The following is a 17,368-nucleotide window of genomic DNA, read 5'->3' on the forward strand; positions in this document are numbered from 1 at the left end:
ATGCAACACAACGGTATGGCGTGTGCTGCCCGCATTCTCCCCTGGCCCTGACATACGTGCGCTGTAGCCTGTCTCTAAGAACAATCGGCTTTACGCAACTTTGCGAGCGGCTGTTAATGAATTGTTTTCAGCAAGCGATTGATAAATTTACCGCTCACTTTTATGCTGGCTTTCCTTCCTTTTCCCGACATTGAGAAACTCATGAAGCTTGATGCGATTCCGTTTTGCACGACTGACTGGAGTGATGTCACGCCGACGCAGCATCCGGGTGATACCGGCATGGCGCTGTGGCGTACACAAAAATTTGGCGATATCCGTGTGCGTATCGTTGAATATTCACCTGGCTATGAGGCTGATCACTGGTGCAGTAAAGGCCATGTTTTGTTCTGCCTGGAGGGGGAGCTTCATACGCGTCTTGAGGACGGACGGAATTTCACCTTATCGCCGGGCATGAGTTATCAGGTGGCGGACAATGCTGAAGCACACCGTTCATCCACACCAATTGGCGCGAAACTGTTTGTTGTTGATTAGTCGTGGTTGTTTATAGAAACGTTCGCCGTCCGCTGAGGCTGGCGACAAGGAGCAGCAGGTGAGTAAATTACGGGTTGGTATTATTTTCGGTGGTAAATCGGCAGAGCATGAAGTGTCACTGCAGTCGGCAAAAAACATTGTGGATGCGATTGATAAACAACGCTTTGATGTGACATTGCTGGGCATTGATAAGAAAGGGGAATGGCATATTAATGATGCCAGTAACTACCTGATCAATGCTGAAAATCCGTCGCTGATTGCCCTGAACCGCTCGAATAACCAGGTTGCACTGATCCCCGGTCAGACTGAGAATCAGTTAATTGAGACTCACAGCGCCAGCGCGTTGTCGCAAGTGGATGTGATCTTCCCGATAGTGCACGGAACGCTGGGGGAAGACGGTTCCTTGCAGGGGCTGCTGCGCATGGCAAATATTGCCTTCGTGGGGTCCGGCGTGCTGGGTTCCGCCGTGAGCATGGATAAAGATGTCACCAAGCGTTTGCTGCGCGATGCCGGTCTGGCTGTTGCCCCGTTTGTGTGCCTGACACGTGCGAACCGTCAGAAAAATACCTTTGCCAGTGTTTCGCAACAACTCGGTCTGCCGCTTTTTATCAAACCTGCGAATCAGGGCTCATCGGTGGGCGTCAGTAAAGTCAGTGATGAAGATGGCTATCAGCGTGCGCTGGATAAAGCCTTCAGCTTCGACCACAAAGTGCTGGTGGAATCGGCCATTAAAGGTCGTGAAATTGAATGCGCTGTGTTGGGTAACGATCACCCGCAGGCCAGTGTGTGTGGCGAAGTGATCCTGCACGACGAGTTTTATTCCTACGATACCAAATACATCAACGAATCCGGTGCTTCCATTGCGGTTCCGGCTGATTTACCCCGTGAGACCCACGACCGTATCCGCGCCATTGCCTTGCAGGCATTTCAGGTGCTGGAATGTCGCGGCATGGCGCGTGTGGACGTTTTCCTGACAGAACAGGGCGATGTCGTCATCAATGAAATCAATACATTGCCGGGCTTCACCAACATCAGTATGTATCCGAAACTCTGGGCAGCCAGCGGGTTAAGTTACAGTGAGCTGATCACCCGCCTGATTGAGCTGGCGCTCGAGCAACATCAGCAGGATAACCAACTGAAGAGTTCTGCCAACTGATTATTCAAATTTTGCATTGAGATGAAAAGGCAGGGAGAAATCCCTGCCTTTGTCGTTTTCTTTGCTGATTATTCAACCACCAGCTTTACCTGTTTTCCGGCCAGACTCAGCATCAGAATCAGGGCATCGAGCGTAAATTTATCCGTCTTTTTGTTCACTACGTCAGAAACGCGCGGGCGGGAAACTTGCAAAATTTTTGCAGCATCGCTCTGAAGTAAATTCTGATGGGCGATCCAGAGGCCAATTTCAGTCATCAGTTGTTCTTTGAGCGCCAGAGTATGGGCAATTTTACGCTGTGAATCGGCATGTAAAGCCTGTGCTTCGACAGCGCTGAATCCCAAATCGGCGAAAACATTTCCGCCTGCTGGTGTGATATGTCGTGATGCGACATCAATAACATCCTTTTTCATTTTCTCTCCTGTGGCGCTCCCGGACAATTTGGGCATAGCGGCTTTTTATAATGGAAATATCTTTCGGGCTGGTTTGCTGCTTCTTTTTCGCAAAGCAGTGCAGGATGTAAATGGCCTCGTCGAATTTAGCGAGATAGATAACCCGAAAAGTACCGGCAAACACATCAAGTTTGATTTCAACCACGCCAGCTCCCCAGTCGCTGACTGACTTCCATTGTGTTGGGGGAAGCCCATGCTGAATTTGTTCAAGTTCATAGCCTGCTCTTTTTCTGGCGTCTGTGGGGAAATCACGTAAATCCTTCAACGAACTTCCACGCCAGTCGATATCTTTAATCACCATCACTTTCCTTGTGTATAAAATTTTATACCTAAATATGCCTCACGCCAACGTCTTTATACGACAGCCAACGTCTGACGAGATAAGTAAGGAGAATTCTTGCGAGATATGCCGAAGAAAAGCACTTCCATGGGGTTAAAAGGCAGGGAGAAATCCCTGCCTTTATCGTTTTCTGATTACGCTCTGTAGTGCCAGAGTAAGATAACAACCCCGGTCAGGCTGGCGAGTGACACACTATAAAGCGCGCCGGTTGCCCCGATGCTATCAGCCAGTAAACCGGCGGCTCCGGTGGCAAAAGCGCTCACCATAACTTGTCCGCGCCAGGCCAGAGCGCTGGCTGTGGCGACCTGCCTGCCCGCAAAATTTTGCAGCACGCCGAAAGTCCCTAATGCAAACACCACATTCGAGGCCAGATGAGCACCGAAAATCAGCATCAGACTGGCCACCGGCCAGGCGGAGAGGGGAGAAAGCAGAAAATATCCGCCCAGAAACAACATCAGGCATAGCAATAACCGTCCGTTGCTGGCGCTGTAACGGCGGAGTTTGTCGGCATTGAGCAATAACGGCCCGCAAAGTTGTCCCAGGCTACGGGAGAACAACAAAGGGAGCGCCAGACCTGTGGCTTCTTCAGGGCGGATTTGTTGCGCCAGTGCGGGCAATAATGCCATCGCGGGTGAACCGACGGCGGCGAGCGCCGGTAGCAGCAAGACGCTTCGTTTCTGTAGCGGTGAGTAATTTTTCCAGCGCAGTGACGCGGGTACGGCGGAATCAGCGGGCGTTGTGTCGGCGCATCTGGCCTGAAATATTTTCCGGGTGATCAGAAGCAAAATGGCAGATGCGGCAAAACTCAGGGCATCAAGCAGCAGAATGCTGAGTGGCGAAACAACATTGAACAACAAAACCCCTGCGCCGGTGCCGAGCATGACCTGCGCCGCGAAGATCAGCGTTTCCATTGCCGTCGCTGCCGGTAACTCATCAACACTCAGCCCGCGTTTGAATAACAATGTGAGCGCCGGATAACTCATCCCGCTGAGCAACGCCTCGGCAGACTGAACAGCCAGCAACGCGGAAATATTGTGTGACAGCAAGCCGTACAGCGGAAATATCAATGCCACCATGCCGAGAATTTCGGTCAGGATCAAAATCTGCAGCGGCGACATTTTTCTGCACAGGCGTTCGCCCCACAGACTTCCGATAAAGCCGGGCAATGTTGCCAGCATATAAGCGAAAGTCAGCGTAGCAGGGGAGGCGTTCCAGCGCAGCAGTTGACCAAAAACCACCACCTGTGTCAGGCCATTATCCAGAGATGATAAAATAAAGGCAAAGCCCAGCAGCCGCAGCCAGCGATGGCTGCGCAGTGCGCGTATGAGCGCAATTAATAACGAATTCATGAAAGAGATTCTCATCAGAAATAACAGAAACCCCGAATTGCCCGCAGGCAACAGGGAGAAGAAAAACTGTCAGTGATGAGAGTTCGTTACATTGGGAAAGAGGGCCTTAAGGAAATAGAAGAGAAAAATGTAGCACAAGGTCAGGCGGGCAGGGAGCATTCAGAGAAATTTTTCATAAAACACAGACACGAAAAAGGCGGCAAATGCCGCCTCTTCTGCTTACTGCTTTTTTACTGCTTACTTCAGCTTATTTATACAGTTCAGCTGTGCCATACAGATGGTTATCACCTGAAGCACCGATGATACGGTAAGAGCTTGCACCGGCTTCGCTGGCTTTAGCATTCAGTTTGTCCTGCAGGCTGCTCAGGCTGTTACCTGATGTTGCGCTGACCACACCAATTGCCTGCTGACCTGCCGGTGCGGACTGAACTTCAGTCGCTGCCAGAGTCGAGAATGAAGCGGTAGCCAGTGCGATTGCAGCAAGAGTCATTGTTACGTTTTTCATGTTATTTTCCTCATTTCGTATTTTTGAGCTTTGCCAGGCGTTGTCATCAACGTTCATTTAATGTGCAAAGCTGTCTTCTGTCCGATACAACATCTAGCTTATTAATCGTTAACTAAATGCTGTTGTACCCTTAAATTGCTTATTCTTGTGCTTATTTATACAGCTCAGCAGTACCGTACAGATGGTTTTCACCTGAAGCGCCGATGATACGGTATGAGCTTGCACCCGCTTCGTTGGCTTTTGCATTCAGTTTGTTCTGCAGGCTTGATAAATCATTGCTTGAAGAAGCACTTACCACACCAATTGCTTGTTGACCTTCTGGTGCAGACTGAACTTCAGTCGCTGCCAGGGTAGAGAATGAGGCGGTAGCAAGCGCAATTGCAGCTAAAGTCATAGTGATATTTTTCATGATGGTCTTCCTTTTTATCTGTTTATCAGCAGGTGATTATTAGGTCCGACTGTTATTTCTTAACAGTTGATAAGTAAATGTTAGACCTGGATCACATTCTGTGCAACTCATTTATTTATTAATCGTTAACTTATTGTGCGGAACAATCTGCTAACGAAATCTTCAGGCCTTATTTATACAGCTCAGCAGTACCGTACAGATGGTTTTCACCAGAAGCACCGATGATGCGGTATGAGCTTGCACCGGCTTCAGTGGCTTTCGCGTTCAGTTTTGACTGCAGTGTGCTCAGGTCACCGTTTGAAGAGGCGCTGACAGTACCGATAGTTTGTTCACCCGCAGGTACAGACTGAACCTCAGTCGCCGCCAGGGTAGAGAAAGAAGCGGTAGCAAGTGTGAGTGCTGCGATTGTCATTGCGATAGTTTTCATGATGTTAATTCCTGTTCGTCAATTTTTTATTCGGGGTGCCTTATTCAGGAACCTCAGTTTCGGGTCAACGTTAGTTATTAGTTAACGTTCGATAAGTAAATGATAGGGAGTGTTGAGAGTTTGTGCAAGATGTTTTTTTAATGAACGTTAACTAATCGTGCTGTGATGAACGTCACGCTAAACGCGGTTTTTGTTTTCATTTTGTTAAATGAATGTTTTTAAAATGATTCGCGATAAGAATTGAAAATCCTTTATGCATAATTTTGCTGAATGAATCTTTAATGATCGCTAAGTTAATGGTTGGTTCTGGCCAGCGAGGGTGATAAAACATGGGGCGGCCAGGAAAAAGATAAGGCGACATAAGCCGCCTTATCGTGATTCCTGCCCTGACGGTCTGTCATCAGGCTCCGTGGTCATTAGTAATAAACAGAAGCGGGCTGATGACCAGAGGTTGAAGGCGCAGGTGGTTGAGTGGGAGAAGTAGGAATACGGCCCTGTTCGATTTTTTTGTTCGTACAGGTGGCCGGGTTACAGAAGTTACTGTCACCGGTCACATTGACCATCCGCACTTCCTGACTCTGCAAAGGCATCATGATAACCTGCTGTGCGGCAACATTGGCAACCGGTACAGCGGTTAATGCCAGAACTGCAAGAAGGATTTTAAAGTTACTCATGATGTTACGTCCTGAATGTGTTGTCTGCAAAAGGCTTATAAAAGCGTTTTAGTTGTGCAGCTTTGCGGGTTTGAGTGATTTTCTTATCGCTCGATAATTAAATGATAAACTCCGCTGGACTTGTGCGCAACTATTTTTAATAATGATCGTTAAGTTATTTCTATAACTATTTTAATAACCATAATCACAATGGTGATGGAAGGAGGGTGTATGAGCACTGAACAGACGGCTTTGGTCCGGAAAAGTCGCGGTCGCCCAAAACAGTTCGATCGTGGAACTGCTCTGAGCAAGGCCTTGAATTTATTCTGGCGCCATGGTTACGAGGCCACTTCATTAGCCGATTTGGTCGAAGCAACCGGTGCAAAAGCGCCAACTTTGTATGCCGAATTTGGTAACAAAGAAGGGCTTTTCCGCGCAGCCGTTGAACATTATCTGAAAAACTTTTACGAAAAGAGCTCATGTTTACTGAGCAGAACAGATTTGTCCGTTGAGGATACGGTTGGGCGCTATCTGCGTGCCATCGTTGAGCTGTTTACCGACTGCGACACGCCAAGTGGCTGCTTTATGATCAGCGCATCATCCGGGATGTCTTCATCTTCTGCGGATATTGCCGAAATGCTGCGTGCGCGCCACCTTTCGCAGGAACGCACTCTGTTTGAATATTTCGAGAAGAAAAAACAGAGCGGTGATTTGACTGCGGTAACTGACAGCGCGCTGCTGGCGAAATACCTGGCCTGCACCATTCAGGGCTTCTCCGTACAGGCCCGTGACGGCGCAAGTTCTGATGAACTCAACCGGCTGATTGACGTGGTCATGAACCTGTGGCCGGAGCTGACCAAAGCCACGGTTATCAGCAAAGCCGCACATTAATCACTGAGTTAAGATAATTGTTAAGAAAGAGAATAGAACGTCAGGTGCTGAGTCTTTCGGGCCTGGCGTTAGGCGGTATAGACTTTGAGAATCCGCCGGGTGACCCGGGACTGTTTGGTCCGCAAAGCATCACCTGGCGAATTCACGGAGACTTCTCATCCATGCTTTGTGGCGGCGTCAGTGCCTTATTGCTGCAAATGCTTCATCCGCTGGCGCTTGCCGGTGTCTGGGATCATTCCTCATTTCGTGAAGATATGCTCGGGCGACTTCGTCGCACCAGTCAGTTCATTTCCGGGACGACTTTTGCGCCTGTTAATGACGCCAACGCGTTAATCGAAAAAGTAAAATCCATTCATTTGCGGGTGACCGGTACCGATGCTTACGGCACGCCTTATGCGGCCAGCGATCCGGATTTACTGGTCTGGGTGCACGTAGCCGAAGCGTACAGCTTCCTGCAATCGCATCTGCGTTATCGCAATCCTGCGCTCAGCCTGAGCGATCAGAACCGCTATTATCAGGAGTTTTCCCGTGTGGCGAAAAGCCTGGGGGCGGGAAATGTGCCGGAGAGTGTCGATGCGGTAGAAGCCTATCTGCAGGCGATGCGCCCGCAGTTGCGCTGCGATGAACGGACGCTTGAAGTGGTAAGATTATTGCAGAATGCACCCGCGCCGAGCCGTCTGGCCAGGCCGGTGGGCAGCCTGATGATTCAGGCTGGCATTGAATTATTGCCTGAGTGGGCAGCAATCCAACTGGGGATTTCCCTTTCCCCGCAAAAGCGCCGGAGGATTCGTTTCGCCACCCGTTGCATTGCAGGGGTATTGCGCTGGGCGGTGAGAAACGGCTCATGGCACCGGGCCATGCGCCGTATGGGGCGTCTGCACTGACCGTTAAAGATGCGGATAAACGCCCGGACCGATGGGCAGACCCAGCAGATACCAGCCCACCAGCATCAGCAGCCACACCACGAAAAACACAATCGGATACGGCAGCACCAGCGAATAATAGGTGCCGAGTTTCGCTTCTTTGTTGTAGCGCTGCAGGAATCCGAGGAACAGCGGCACAAACGGCGACATCGGCGCGAGCGGGATCACCGAAGAATCCGCGACGCGGAACACGATTTGCGCGAACGCCGGATGGAAACCGAGCAGCATAAACATCGGCACAAATATCGGTGCCAGAATCGACCAGATGGCCGAGCCGCTGGCGATAAACATACACAGCAATGCCGACAGGAAAATCAGGCCGAGAAACGCCGGGATGCCGGTCATGCCTAAGTTTTCCAGCACATCCGTCAGCCCGATCGCCATGAATTTCCCCATATTACTCCAGTTGAAAAACGCCACAAACTGGGACAGCGGGAACACCATCACAATAAAACCCGCCATGGATTTCATTGGATCCACCAGCAAATCCGGCACGTCACTGGCGCTGCGGATCTGCTTGGTCACCATGCCGTAAGGCACTGAAATCACGAAAAAGAACAGAATAATCAGCGGTACGATGCCCTGAATAAATGGCGAAGGGATGATGCCGCCGGTTTTCGGATTGCGCAGCGGCGCGGCTTCCGGCACCACCAGCAACGCCACCAGGGCGATAAACACCAGCGCCGCAATGCCGCTCGCCATCAGGCCGCGGTTCTGTTCCGGCGTCAGCTTTTTCATCTCTTCGTTACGCTCGCCGTGATACACCGGCAGGCGCGGTTCAACGAATTTATCGGTCAGAATGGCACCCACGATGGTCAGCAAAATCACCGAGGCTGCCATAAAGTACCAGTTGTCGATCACACTGACCTGAACCGCCGGATTAATCGCCTTTGCCGCCTCGGTACTCAGACCGGATAACAACACATCGGTGGTCACAATCAGCAGGTTAGCCGTGAAACCGCAGCCAACACCGGCGATAGCCGCCAGTAAACCAGCCACGGGATGACGTCCGACTGCGAGGAAAATCAGTGCGCCCAGCGGCGGCATCACCACCAGTGCGGCATCCGACGAAATGTGGCTGAAGAAGGCGATAAAAATCACCATATAGCTGGCGTAACGGGCGTTTACTTTGGACGCCATTTTGTACATCAGGCTTTGCAGCAGCCCGACGCGCTCCGCCAGTCCGGCACCAATCACCAGCGCCAGAATCGAGCCGAGCGGGGTAAATCCGCTGAAATTTTTAATGACGTTCGGCAAAATCCACTGAATACCTTCCACGCTCAGCAGGTTTTTTACATGGATTACCTCACCGTTGGTTGGGTTTACTGCCGTAATATTCAGCCATGAAATCACCGCACTGGCGACCATCAGCACGGCGATCAGGTAAACAAATAACAAAAACGGGTTGGGAATTTTATTCCCCACACGTTCAACCCACTGAAGAAATCCCCCCGGACTCTGGCCGGAATCTTGCGCCTGAATACTCATCTGTTAACCCTCTGTCGTGTTTGTCTTTTTTTATATTTATGCCGCTCATCCGTGCCGGAACGGGACGCGAATGAGCGGTTTACATCATTAACTGACACCCGTGATTTATTTCAATGGCGAAGGTTTTACGCCTGCCGGGATCGGGCACTGATACGGGCGTCGTGCACGTTGTGCATCGCGCTCTTTCTGACAGGCCGTCAGTAAATCCGGCCGGGTGAACAGGTCTATCGCGGTCGATGACATGATTTTCGCTGCCAGACACATGCCTTTATGGGCGATGGAGGTCCGCCCCTGCGACACAATCTGCCAGGTATGCAGCGGCGAACCGACCGCAAAACACGGGCTGAAACACTGCGCCGTCGGCACCAGCCAGCTCACATCACCGACGTCCGTTGAGCCGTAGAGGATATTGCCGTTCGGGGCATACGGAGCAACGGAGTCTGTCAGCGGGGAATGGCGCAAGGTTTCGGCGAATTCCACGCCTTCCGCGCCGCTGGTACGGGAGATATTCAGCAGATTGTTATCGATATCCTGTTCGCTCAGCGTGGCATGAATCGACGCCGCAAACGCCCGCTCTTCGGCGGTGTAATGCGGAGTGCCGAAAGCCTGCACATACTGATACATCGCGCTTTCCAGTGTGCGGTTGGGCACGTAGTTGGAACAGGCCTTGTCAAAGCGCATCGACATCTGTGTGCCGGTCATCAGCGCTGCGCCTTTGGCGATATCCACCACGCGGTCGAAAATCGCCTGCGCCTGATCCATTTGCGGCGCGCGTACCAGATACAGCACTTCGGCGTCTGCCTGCACCACGTTGGGCGAAATCCCGCCCGCGTTGGTGATCGCGTAATGCAGGCGCGCTTCCTGAATGATGTGCTCACGGAGGAAGTTCGCGCCGGTATTCATCAGCGTCAGGGCATCCAGCGCGCTGCGACCCAGATGTGGCGCGGCGGCGGCGTGTGAGGACACGCCTTTAAAGCTGAACGACGCCTGAATATTGGCCAGCGTCTGGTTGCTGAACATGCCGCTGTAGGTTTCCGGATGCCAGGTCAGTGCGGCATCGACGTCATCGAACAATCCTTCGCGGGCCATAAAGGTTTTGCCGGAGCCACCTTCTTCACCCGGGCAGCCGTAAAAACGCACCGTGCCCTGAATGTTTTCACGTTCCATCCAGGCTTTCACTGCCAGCGCGCCGCCGAGTGCCGCCGTTCCCAGCAGATTATGGCCGCAACCGTGGCCGTTGCCGTTTTCCACCAGTGGCTGCGCTACATCGCAACCGGCTTTCTGGCTTAAACCGGCCAGCGCGTCGAATTCGCCGAGCAGGGCAATCACTGGTTTTCCGCTGCCGAAGCTGGCGATAAACGCCGTTTCCATGCCACCCACGCCGCGCTCAACGGCAAATCCGCTGGCGTCGAGTTTGTCGGCCAGTAATGCAGAAGAGAAGGATTCGACAAAGCGGGTTTCAGGATGATCCCAGATGGCATCGCTGATTTCTGCCAGCGCGGGTTGCTGGTTATCGATGAAATCATTGATGAAATTCACGACGTTCTGTTGATGTGGCACGTGCGACGTCATCAGCGTTCCCCTTTGAATTCAGCGATATTCAGCGCCAGTGCCGCCAGGGTTTTAATGCCCTGAGACATCACTTTTTCATCGAAATCAAACAGTTCATTGTGATGACCCGCGCTCAGATCAGTGCCGAAAATGACATAAGAGGCTTCGCCACCGCGGGCTTTTACGCGCTCCATCATATAGGTGGCATCTTCCGAACCCGCTGCGCCTTCCTGACGGTCGATAATCTGCTCAAACTCGCCGAGTTTTTCCGCCTGACGGTGGATGTAATTCACCCAGGCGGGCGTCGGCGTGCTGCTTTGCGCCGCGCCCATCAGTTTGATGTCGAATTTCACCTGATGCATTTCGGCTGCGCCGGAAATCACTTTCAGCGCCTGCTGATAAATAAATTCGTTCACCTCATTGGTGGTGCCACGCGTTTCTACTTTCATCGTGGCGCTGGAAGGCACCACATTGCGCCCGGTACCAGCCTGTAAAACGCCGACATTAATGCGTGAATCACCGCCGCTGTGACGCGGGATCGCATGCAAACCCAGTGTTGCCTGCGCCGCCGCCAGCAGGGCATTGCGGCCATCCTCCGGCTTACCGCCCGCATGTGAGGCCACGCCGGTGAAGTGCACGTCGAGCTTGGTCGTTGCCATAAAAGTATCGTTACCGCACACGATGTGATTAGCCGGTACGCCGGTGCCGATATGCACGGCGGTGAAATATTGCACGTCGTCCACCACGCCCGCTTCAACCATGGATTTCGCGCCGCGCGTGCCTTCCTCGGCAGGCTGGAAAATCAGCTTGATGGTGCCGCAGAGCTGGTCGCGCACCTGCATCAGCACGTCTGCCAGCCCGAGGCCAATGGTGGTGTGACCGTCGTGACCACAGGCATGCATCATGCCGTTATTGGCCGAAGCAAACCCGTCGCGGAACGGGCGATGCTGGTCTTCCAGTACTTCGTTTAAATCCAGCGCGTCCATATCCACCCGAAAACCCATTACCGGGCCGGGGCGACCGGTTTCCAGCGTGGCGACAATCCCGGTGAAACCGCCGGAGAAATGCGGCATCCAGCGGGCAATCGCGCCTTGTTCCAGTGCGCGCTGCTCCTGTTCGGCCAGCACGGCAGCGGAAGGCAGCCCCATACGCGAATCCGCGTCGATGACTTCTTTGCCGAGTTGCAGTGAATAGCCCAGTTTTTCCAGACGATCGGCCACCAGCGTGGAGGTACGAAACTCCAGCCAACCGGATTCGGCGTATTTATGCAGATCACGACGTTGCTTTTGCAGGGAAGGGAACAGCTTTTCTACACGTTCAGAAATCTCATTAACCATCACGGACTCTCTTTTTACACAGACATGCAGGCTTTCCGCACAGCGGCAGAAAGGAGGAAATCAAAGCTTCGGGAAGTGCAGACCCGCACGCAGAAAGCGGCGAAAGGCGGCCTGATATGATTTTCAATGTACATAAAGCGTTCAGGGCATATAAGATGCCAAAATCTTCTTAGTGATAATCAGGGGTTATCAAAGAATCTCATGCCATCACAAATAAAAATGCATCAGTTGCGGGCGTTTGTTTCGGTCGCACGTCAGGGCAGTATTCGTGCCGCCAGCCGGATGCAGAATCTTTCACAGCCCGCGCTGACCAAATCAATTAAAGAACTGGAAGAAAATCTGGGGGCGAGGTTATTTGTCCGTCGCCGTCAGGGCGTGACGCTAACTGATTGTGGTGACGCGTTTTTTAAGCGCGCAAGCCTGATTCTGGAAGAGCTGAGGGTGGCGCAGGAAGACATCGCTCAGCGCCTCGGCGGGACCAGCGGCAGGGTCAATATCGGCGTCGGTGCCAGCATTGCCCGCACCATCATGCCGGAAGTCATTGACCGTTTTCACCGTGAATTCCCCCATGTGAAGGTGCGGATTGCCGAGGGGCAACTGGTATCGATGATCCCGGAGATGCGTCAGGGCGAGCTGGATTTCACCGTGAATACCTATTATCAGGGGCCCTTTGATAACGAACTGTTATATGAAAAGCTTATGGATAAAGAGTATCGCGTGGTGGCAAGGCGTGGTCATCCGATGCAGCATGCCCGTTCGATGCAGGAGCTTTTGCATTGCGACTGGACGATGCCGACGCCACGCGGCAGCTATTACAAACTGCTCAGCGAAGTGTTCAGCGAAATGGATGCCGAGCCGAATATCAGCGTGATTTGCGAAACTTTTATGTCCTGCACCAGCCTGATCGCCAAGACCGATTTTCTCAGCGTGTTGTCCGTCGATGTCATTAACGATCCGGTGATCGGCCAGAGTCTGGTCGCGCTGGATCTTGATCTGCCGCTGCCGAAAGCCACGTTCTATCTCATTCAGCGACGTGATACCACGCTGACGCCGATGGCCGCGCATCTGGCGCAGCTGTTTCGGATGTATTGCCGCTGATGTTGATATTTTGACAAAAAAGCACCTGTTTTAATGATTTATCGGGGATTTTTGGGAATATTGCCCGTTATCGGCCTGGCTTATCCGTTCTACACTGACCATCACAGGGAATAATAAGCTTCCTGATATTGTTGAGGTCATATGCGCCAGTCCGACATTGTTGCTGAAGTCAGTAACGACAAACAAACCCTGACCGCGCTGGTCGAGCAGGATAACCGCGTGGTGTATTTCTATATTTTCGCCCGCGAAGATTTGCGCGACCGCTTTCCGAAAATGCGCGCCTGCTGGGTACGTAATCTGGTGCCCGCACCGCTGAACGATGACACAGAGGCAATGGAGCAGGGGATTGCCCCGATGCTGGCGGCGCAATACTGCCGCAATCTGGAGGGCGAAGCGCCGCTGGAGCCTGCACAAATTCAGATCCTCTGGAATGAAAGCGATGACGGCGCGGCGTTGTGGTATCAGGGATTATTGCTGGCGGTGATCCCCGGCTGGAGTTTGTATATCGACCATTCGGTGTGTTATTCCGCCGGCTGCATTAAACAGAATCCGCTGACCTTCCCGCTGGGTTCTGCCTCGACCAACACGCAATGTGAACTGGCAGAAAAGACCCGCCTGTTCTGGCGTGACTGGCAAAATGAATTCAGCAATCCGTGGCCGAAAATCCAGCGCAAGCTGCTGGAATCCTACGAAAATCGCTTTGGCCCATCACTGAAATATTATCTGATCAATCAGGGCAACTGGCCGCCGATGGCGATTTCTCAGCATGAAGATGAAGAGAATTATTACTTCTTCACGGTCGGCATGAGTATCCGTCCGATGCCGCAAATTGATATTGTTTTCAACGATGAAGCAGAAAAGCATCGTCGCATCGAACTCGCATTTTCGGTCGGCAAAGAATATGTGACAGAAGAAAATGCCGTGCAGATGGCCAGCGCGTTATCCGGTTATGCACAGATTCCCTGGACGACTCTCAGCTGGTTGGGTGAAGGCCACACGCTGATGTCGCCGATGGCACCGCTCGGCTTTGAAGGACACGTGATTTCCTCCGCATTATGCGGTCCGGCAGACAAAATGCGTCTGCCAAAAATTTACGGGGATCCGGTGAATCTGTTTTGGGTCAGTCCGGTGTTTACCAGCGAACTGGAGTTTGCGCAGGCCAGACCGAATGGCGGATTTGAACTGGTCGCCGCGATGATCAAGAACGATATCGGGTATGTGTTTGCGCCGAGAAGTGCGGTGGTTTGATGTCACTCTCTCAGTTTTCTCACAGAGATGAGTAAGAATACCGATCTGCTCCCTCCCCTGCGAAGGGGAGGGTTGGGGTGGGGTATTAAAGAAGAATCAAAGAATTGAAGAGTGCAGTACCTATTGTGTTGTCTTTAAAACCCCCTCCCAGCCTCCCCCTTCGCAGGGGGAGGAGCAAGGCAAAAACCTAAACCGGTTTAATTTCCTGCTGAAAATCCTCAGCATCAACATCATATCCCGACGGTTCCCAGCGTACCGCTGTCAGTACGATTAAGCCTGCCAGTGGCGCTAAGGCGATCACCCAGAACACGCCGGTGCCGAGTGCGGCGGAAAGCACCGGAAACAGGAACAGTGAAAGGGTGGAGCTGGCGCGCATCAGCGTCTGGTTGAAGCCGACACCCATGCCGCGCAGTGATGTCGGGTAGCTCAGTGACGCAAATGTCATGGTGTGCGATCCCGGCCCGAACCCCTGACCGAACAGGAATAACGCCAGCATGGCGATGGAAATTGCGGCTTCGCCACCGTCTGCCGGGCGGCCGACCAGTGCCAGACCGATCATCGCCACCAGCTGGCAGGCGTAACCGGCGTAGGTCATTTTCCATGCACCAAATTTCGACACATACCGTACCGCAATCAGACCACCGACAAAAGCGAAGCACAGGTTCAGGCCGAGCGAGAACAGAATGGTGCTGATCATCGATTGTTGCAGGAAGCTGGATAAAATCACCGGTAACCCGAATGCCACCGCATTATAGGCAAATGACGAGGCCACCGCCGTCACGGTCGCCAGCACGGTGCGCCGCAGATAAATGCCCTGCAACAGCGTGCCGTAGTTACGCCATGCGGCTTTGCGCACTTTCACCTGCGGTGTTTTGTCCGCATCTTCAGCCACTACCGCATTGATGTTGTAAGACTTTCTCAGGATCGCCGCCGCGCTTTGCAGGTCGCCCTGATTGGCCGCCCAGACCGGCGATTCATTCATATAACGGTGACGGATAGCGATAATCAGAATCGCAGGCACCGCGCCGAAGCCGAGGATCAGACGCCACAACCAGTCGGTGTGCGTGGCAGGCAGTACTGCGTAAAGCAGCAGAACCAGCAGATACGAGACGCTGATCGCCGCGTACCACGTCGGGCACCACATCGCCACGCGCGAGGCTTTATTGCCGCGCCCCTGAAGTTTTGAGAACTCCGCAAGAAACGCCATCGCCACCGGTAAATCGATGCCGACGCCTAATCCCATCACGAAGCGCGACCCGCCGAGCACCCATTCATTCGGTGCAAAGGCGCAGGCCAGCGCGGCAATCACGAAGAAGAACATATCAGCCATAAAGACGCGGTAACGGCCGATTTTGTCGGTCAGATAGCCGCCGAACAATGCGCCGACAATCGCCCCGAAGGTAATCGCCGAGGCCACAAAGCCCGCGCCGGAAGGCGTCAGCCCAAACTGGCGGGTGATATCTTTCATTCCGAAAGCCAGCGCACCGAGGTCATAAGCGTCGAGGAAAACGCCGCCGAGTGCGATAGCAATCACGATGCGTGCGTCGCTGATTTTCGCTGCGCCGCGGTTCACTAACTGAGTAATATCGGCAGCGGAACGAATCACCACCGGCTGGTCAGGCGCAGAATCTGCGCTGTAATCCCCTGAAGAGGCGGTCTGAGAGGCCGCAATTGAATCAGACATTGTTGTGTTTACGCTTTTTGACAAAAAAACCAGCATAGAGGCGAGGTGATGCCGGTCACAAGTCCTGATTAGACGTTGCGTGAAAACAAATGGCTATAAGTTAAAACAAAGTGATCTAAAAGGCAGCGGTGAACATCTTCTTCGGGGGAAACAGCCTGTCTTGTCTCAGTGATTTAGCGGATAAGCTTCGAACATTTATGCATTTTACTCCGCTTCCGCCGCCTGCTTTTATGGCTCACTCTCCGTTTCCCTGCGCGAAATTGGACTATTCTTGTTAGCAGCTTGTTTATTCAGATGAAAGCCGAAAGACAGAGCAGTCGCCGGGCGACAAAAACCAACATAACCCGATAAGAGGATAGAACATGACTGTAACAACTGGGCGAGTACGGGGATTTTCAGTGGCAGCACTGGCGCTGGCTTCCGTGTTAAGTTTCAGCGCACAGGCCGCTGATGATGCCGTGCGTGTCGGCTCAAAAATTGATACCGAAGGGTCGCTGCTCGGTAACATTATTATTCAGGTGCTGGAAGCCAACGGTATTCACACTACCAATAAATTGCAGCTGGGAACGACGAAAGTGGTGCGTGGCGCAATCACCTCCGGTGAAATCGATATCTATCCGGAATACACCGGCAACGGCGCGTTCTTCTTCTCCGACGATAAAGACCCGGCGTGGAAAAATGCGCAGGCCGGTTTCGATAAAGTCAAAAAGCTGGATTACGACCAGAACAAAATTGTCTGGCTGAATCCGTCTCCGGCCAATAACACCTGGACTATCGCGGTACGTCAGGACGTCGCGAGTGCGCACAACCTGAAATCGCTGGGTGATTTGGGCAAATACATCAGCAGCGGCGGCGATTTCAAACTGGCGGCGTCAGCCGAGTTTATCGAGCGTCCGGATGCCTTACCGGCGTTTGAGAATGCCTATGGCTTCAAGCTTAATCAGGCGCAACTGTTGTCTCTGGCGGGCGGTGATACGGCGGTGACTATCAAAGCGGCCGCTGAGCAGACTTCCGGCGTCAATGCGGCAATGGCTTACGGCACTGACGGCCCGGTAGCGGCGCTCGGCCTGCAAACGCTGGAAGATCCGAAAGGCGTACAGCCGATTTACGCGCCTGCGCCTGTCATCCGCGAGGCCGCGCTGAAAGCGCATCCGAACATTCCTGAATTGCTCAAACCGGTGTTTGCTTCGCTTGATACCAAAACGCTGCAGGGGCTGAACGCGAAAATCGCGGTTGATGGTCAGGATGCGAAGAAGGTGGCGGCGAAGTACTTGCAGGAAAAAGGTTTCGTTAAAAAATAACCGGGCAGTGACCGCCCTGAGCACGATC

The 17,368-nt window shown here is 52.7% G+C and carries 18 protein-coding genes; 7 read left to right on the top strand and 11 right to left on the bottom strand.

The features are described 5' to 3' along the window. Positions 1-201 precede the first annotated feature (201 nt). Together LC431_RS03620 and ddlA are read left to right on the top strand one after the other, a co-directional pair. Positions 202-531: a DHCW motif cupin fold protein gene (locus tag LC431_RS03620; protein ID WP_013576356.1), complete on the top strand. Its 330-nt coding sequence runs from the start codon at positions 202-204 to the stop codon at positions 529-531. A 58-nt stretch (positions 532-589) separates the two neighbouring features. Then, complete coding sequence (gene ddlA, locus LC431_RS03625; RefSeq protein ID WP_013576355.1) at positions 590-1,687, top strand: D-alanine--D-alanine ligase; 1,098 nt, start codon at positions 590-592, stop codon at positions 1,685-1,687. A 68-nt stretch (positions 1,688-1,755) separates the two neighbouring features. Here the strand turns inward: ddlA and LC431_RS03630 are convergent, their stop codons facing one another. From LC431_RS03630 to LC431_RS03660, 7 genes are all read right to left on the bottom strand, one after another. Beyond that, complete coding sequence (locus LC431_RS03630; RefSeq protein ID WP_013576354.1) at positions 1,756-2,097, bottom strand: helix-turn-helix domain-containing protein; 342 nt, start codon at positions 2,095-2,097, stop codon at positions 1,756-1,758. Beyond that, complete coding sequence (locus LC431_RS03635) at positions 2,078-2,437, bottom strand: type II toxin-antitoxin system RelE/ParE family toxin (RefSeq protein WP_013576353.1); 360 nt, start codon at positions 2,435-2,437, stop codon at positions 2,078-2,080. Before LC431_RS03635 ends, LC431_RS03630 begins: the two co-directional genes overlap by 20 nt. A gap of 173 nt (positions 2,438-2,610) precedes the next feature. Further along, a complete protein-coding gene (locus tag LC431_RS03640; RefSeq protein WP_223509278.1) occupies positions 2,611-3,825 on the bottom strand; it encodes an MFS transporter in 1,215 nt (404 codons plus the stop codon). A gap of 247 nt (positions 3,826-4,072) precedes the next feature. Then, entirely contained in the window at positions 4,073-4,330 is a 258-nt protein-coding gene (locus tag LC431_RS03645) for a DUF1471 domain-containing protein (RefSeq protein WP_013576351.1), read from the bottom strand. A gap of 151 nt (positions 4,331-4,481) precedes the next feature. Next, positions 4,482-4,739 carry a YdgH/BhsA/McbA-like domain containing protein gene (locus LC431_RS03650; protein ID WP_013576350.1) on the bottom strand — a complete coding sequence of 86 codons (258 nt, stop codon included), beginning with the start codon at positions 4,737-4,739 and terminating at the stop codon, positions 4,482-4,484. 169 nt (positions 4,740-4,908) lie between these two features. After that, entirely contained in the window at positions 4,909-5,166 is a 258-nt protein-coding gene (locus LC431_RS03655) for a YdgH/BhsA/McbA-like domain containing protein (RefSeq protein ID WP_013576349.1), read from the bottom strand. Positions 5,167-5,582: 416 nt separating this feature from the next. After that, positions 5,583-5,840, bottom strand: a complete 258-nt coding sequence (locus LC431_RS03660) for a hypothetical protein (RefSeq protein ID WP_013576348.1) — start codon at positions 5,838-5,840, stop codon at positions 5,583-5,585. Between the two features lie 210 nt (positions 5,841-6,050). Between LC431_RS03660 and LC431_RS03665 the strand changes: the two genes are divergently transcribed. Next, positions 6,051-6,710, top strand: a complete 660-nt coding sequence (locus tag LC431_RS03665; protein ID WP_223509279.1) for a TetR/AcrR family transcriptional regulator — start codon at positions 6,051-6,053, stop codon at positions 6,708-6,710. A gap of 17 nt (positions 6,711-6,727) precedes the next feature. Further along, the gene (locus LC431_RS03670) at positions 6,728-7,594 is read left to right on the top strand and encodes an oxygenase MpaB family protein (RefSeq protein WP_153374658.1); all 867 of its coding nucleotides are present in this window, start codon (positions 6,728-6,730) and stop codon (positions 7,592-7,594) included. Positions 7,595-7,597: 3 nt separating this feature from the next. On the opposite strand, the gene abgT is transcribed toward LC431_RS03670, so the two are convergent. From abgT to LC431_RS03685, 3 genes are all read right to left on the bottom strand, one after another. Continuing rightward, the gene (abgT, locus tag LC431_RS03675) at positions 7,598-9,121 is read right to left on the bottom strand and encodes a p-aminobenzoyl-glutamate transporter (protein WP_013576345.1); all 1,524 of its coding nucleotides are present in this window, start codon (positions 9,119-9,121) and stop codon (positions 7,598-7,600) included. A gap of 105 nt (positions 9,122-9,226) precedes the next feature. Continuing rightward, positions 9,227-10,693 (bottom strand): M20 family metallopeptidase, encoded by a 1,467-nt coding sequence (locus tag LC431_RS03680; RefSeq protein ID WP_013576344.1) that lies wholly within the window; start codon positions 10,691-10,693, stop codon positions 9,227-9,229. Then, complete coding sequence (locus LC431_RS03685) at positions 10,693-12,009, bottom strand: M20 family metallo-hydrolase (RefSeq protein ID WP_013576343.1); 1,317 nt, start codon at positions 12,007-12,009, stop codon at positions 10,693-10,695. The genes LC431_RS03680 and LC431_RS03685 overlap by 1 nt, the downstream gene beginning before the upstream one ends. 201 nt (positions 12,010-12,210) lie before the next feature. On the opposite strand from LC431_RS03685, the gene LC431_RS03690 reads away from it, so the two are divergent. Both LC431_RS03690 and LC431_RS03695 read left to right on the top strand, forming a co-directional pair. Continuing rightward, positions 12,211-13,107 (top strand): LysR family transcriptional regulator, encoded by an 897-nt coding sequence (locus LC431_RS03690; protein WP_223509280.1) that lies wholly within the window; start codon positions 12,211-12,213, stop codon positions 13,105-13,107. Positions 13,108-13,248: 141 nt separating this feature from the next. Continuing rightward, positions 13,249-14,355 (top strand): suppressor of fused domain protein, encoded by a 1,107-nt coding sequence (locus LC431_RS03695; RefSeq protein WP_223509281.1) that lies wholly within the window; start codon positions 13,249-13,251, stop codon positions 14,353-14,355. 187 nt (positions 14,356-14,542) lie between these two features. On the opposite strand, the gene LC431_RS03700 is transcribed toward LC431_RS03695, so the two are convergent. Beyond that, the gene (locus tag LC431_RS03700; RefSeq protein ID WP_223509282.1) at positions 14,543-16,039 is read right to left on the bottom strand and encodes an MFS transporter; all 1,497 of its coding nucleotides are present in this window, start codon (positions 16,037-16,039) and stop codon (positions 14,543-14,545) included. Positions 16,040-16,401: 362 nt separating this feature from the next. Here LC431_RS03700 and LC431_RS03705 point away from each other — a divergent pair, with 362 nt between their 5' ends. After that, positions 16,402-17,340 (top strand): ABC transporter substrate-binding protein, encoded by a 939-nt coding sequence (locus LC431_RS03705; RefSeq protein WP_126125047.1) that lies wholly within the window; start codon positions 16,402-16,404, stop codon positions 17,338-17,340. The last annotated feature ends 28 nt before the right edge of the window (positions 17,341-17,368 follow it).

The organism is Rahnella sp. GSA61A (genome assembly GCF_019969905.1).
Lineage (GTDB): Bacteria > Pseudomonadota > Gammaproteobacteria > Enterobacterales > Enterobacteriaceae > Rahnella > Rahnella aceris.

Bases quoted from the DNA above. Each gene is read 5' to 3' on its own strand.
- LC431_RS03655 (WP_013576349.1), bottom strand. From the start codon at position 5,166: ATGAAAACTATCGCAATGACAATCGCAGCACTCACACTTGCTACCGCT.
- LC431_RS03620 (WP_013576356.1), top strand. From the start codon at position 202: ATGAAGCTTGATGCGATTCCGTTTTGCACGACTGACTGGAGTGATGTC.
- LC431_RS03630 (WP_013576354.1), bottom strand. From the start codon at position 2,097: ATGAAAAAGGATGTTATTGATGTCGCATCACGACATATCACACCAGCA.
- LC431_RS03695 (WP_223509281.1), top strand. From the start codon at position 13,249: ATGCGCCAGTCCGACATTGTTGCTGAAGTCAGTAACGACAAACAAACC.
- LC431_RS03665 (WP_223509279.1), top strand. From the start codon at position 6,051: ATGAGCACTGAACAGACGGCTTTGGTCCGGAAAAGTCGCGGTCGCCCA.
- LC431_RS03650 (WP_013576350.1), bottom strand. From the start codon at position 4,739: ATGAAAAATATCACTATGACTTTAGCTGCAATTGCGCTTGCTACCGCC.
- LC431_RS03640 (WP_223509278.1), bottom strand. From the start codon at position 3,825: ATGAATTCGTTATTAATTGCGCTCATACGCGCACTGCGCAGCCATCGC.
- LC431_RS03690 (WP_223509280.1), top strand. From the start codon at position 12,211: ATGCCATCACAAATAAAAATGCATCAGTTGCGGGCGTTTGTTTCGGTC.
- LC431_RS03635 (WP_013576353.1), bottom strand. From the start codon at position 2,437: ATGGTGATTAAAGATATCGACTGGCGTGGAAGTTCGTTGAAGGATTTA.
- LC431_RS03680 (WP_013576344.1), bottom strand. From the start codon at position 10,693: ATGACGTCGCACGTGCCACATCAACAGAACGTCGTGAATTTCATCAAT.
- LC431_RS03700 (WP_223509282.1), bottom strand. From the start codon at position 16,039: ATGTCTGATTCAATTGCGGCCTCTCAGACCGCCTCTTCAGGGGATTAC.
- LC431_RS03705 (WP_126125047.1), top strand. From the start codon at position 16,402: ATGACTGTAACAACTGGGCGAGTACGGGGATTTTCAGTGGCAGCACTG.
- LC431_RS03660 (WP_013576348.1), bottom strand. From the start codon at position 5,840: ATGAGTAACTTTAAAATCCTTCTTGCAGTTCTGGCATTAACCGCTGTA.
- LC431_RS03645 (WP_013576351.1), bottom strand. From the start codon at position 4,330: ATGAAAAACGTAACAATGACTCTTGCTGCAATCGCACTGGCTACCGCT.
- abgT (WP_013576345.1), bottom strand. From the start codon at position 9,121: ATGAGTATTCAGGCGCAAGATTCCGGCCAGAGTCCGGGGGGATTTCTT.
- LC431_RS03685 (WP_013576343.1), bottom strand. From the start codon at position 12,009: ATGGTTAATGAGATTTCTGAACGTGTAGAAAAGCTGTTCCCTTCCCTG.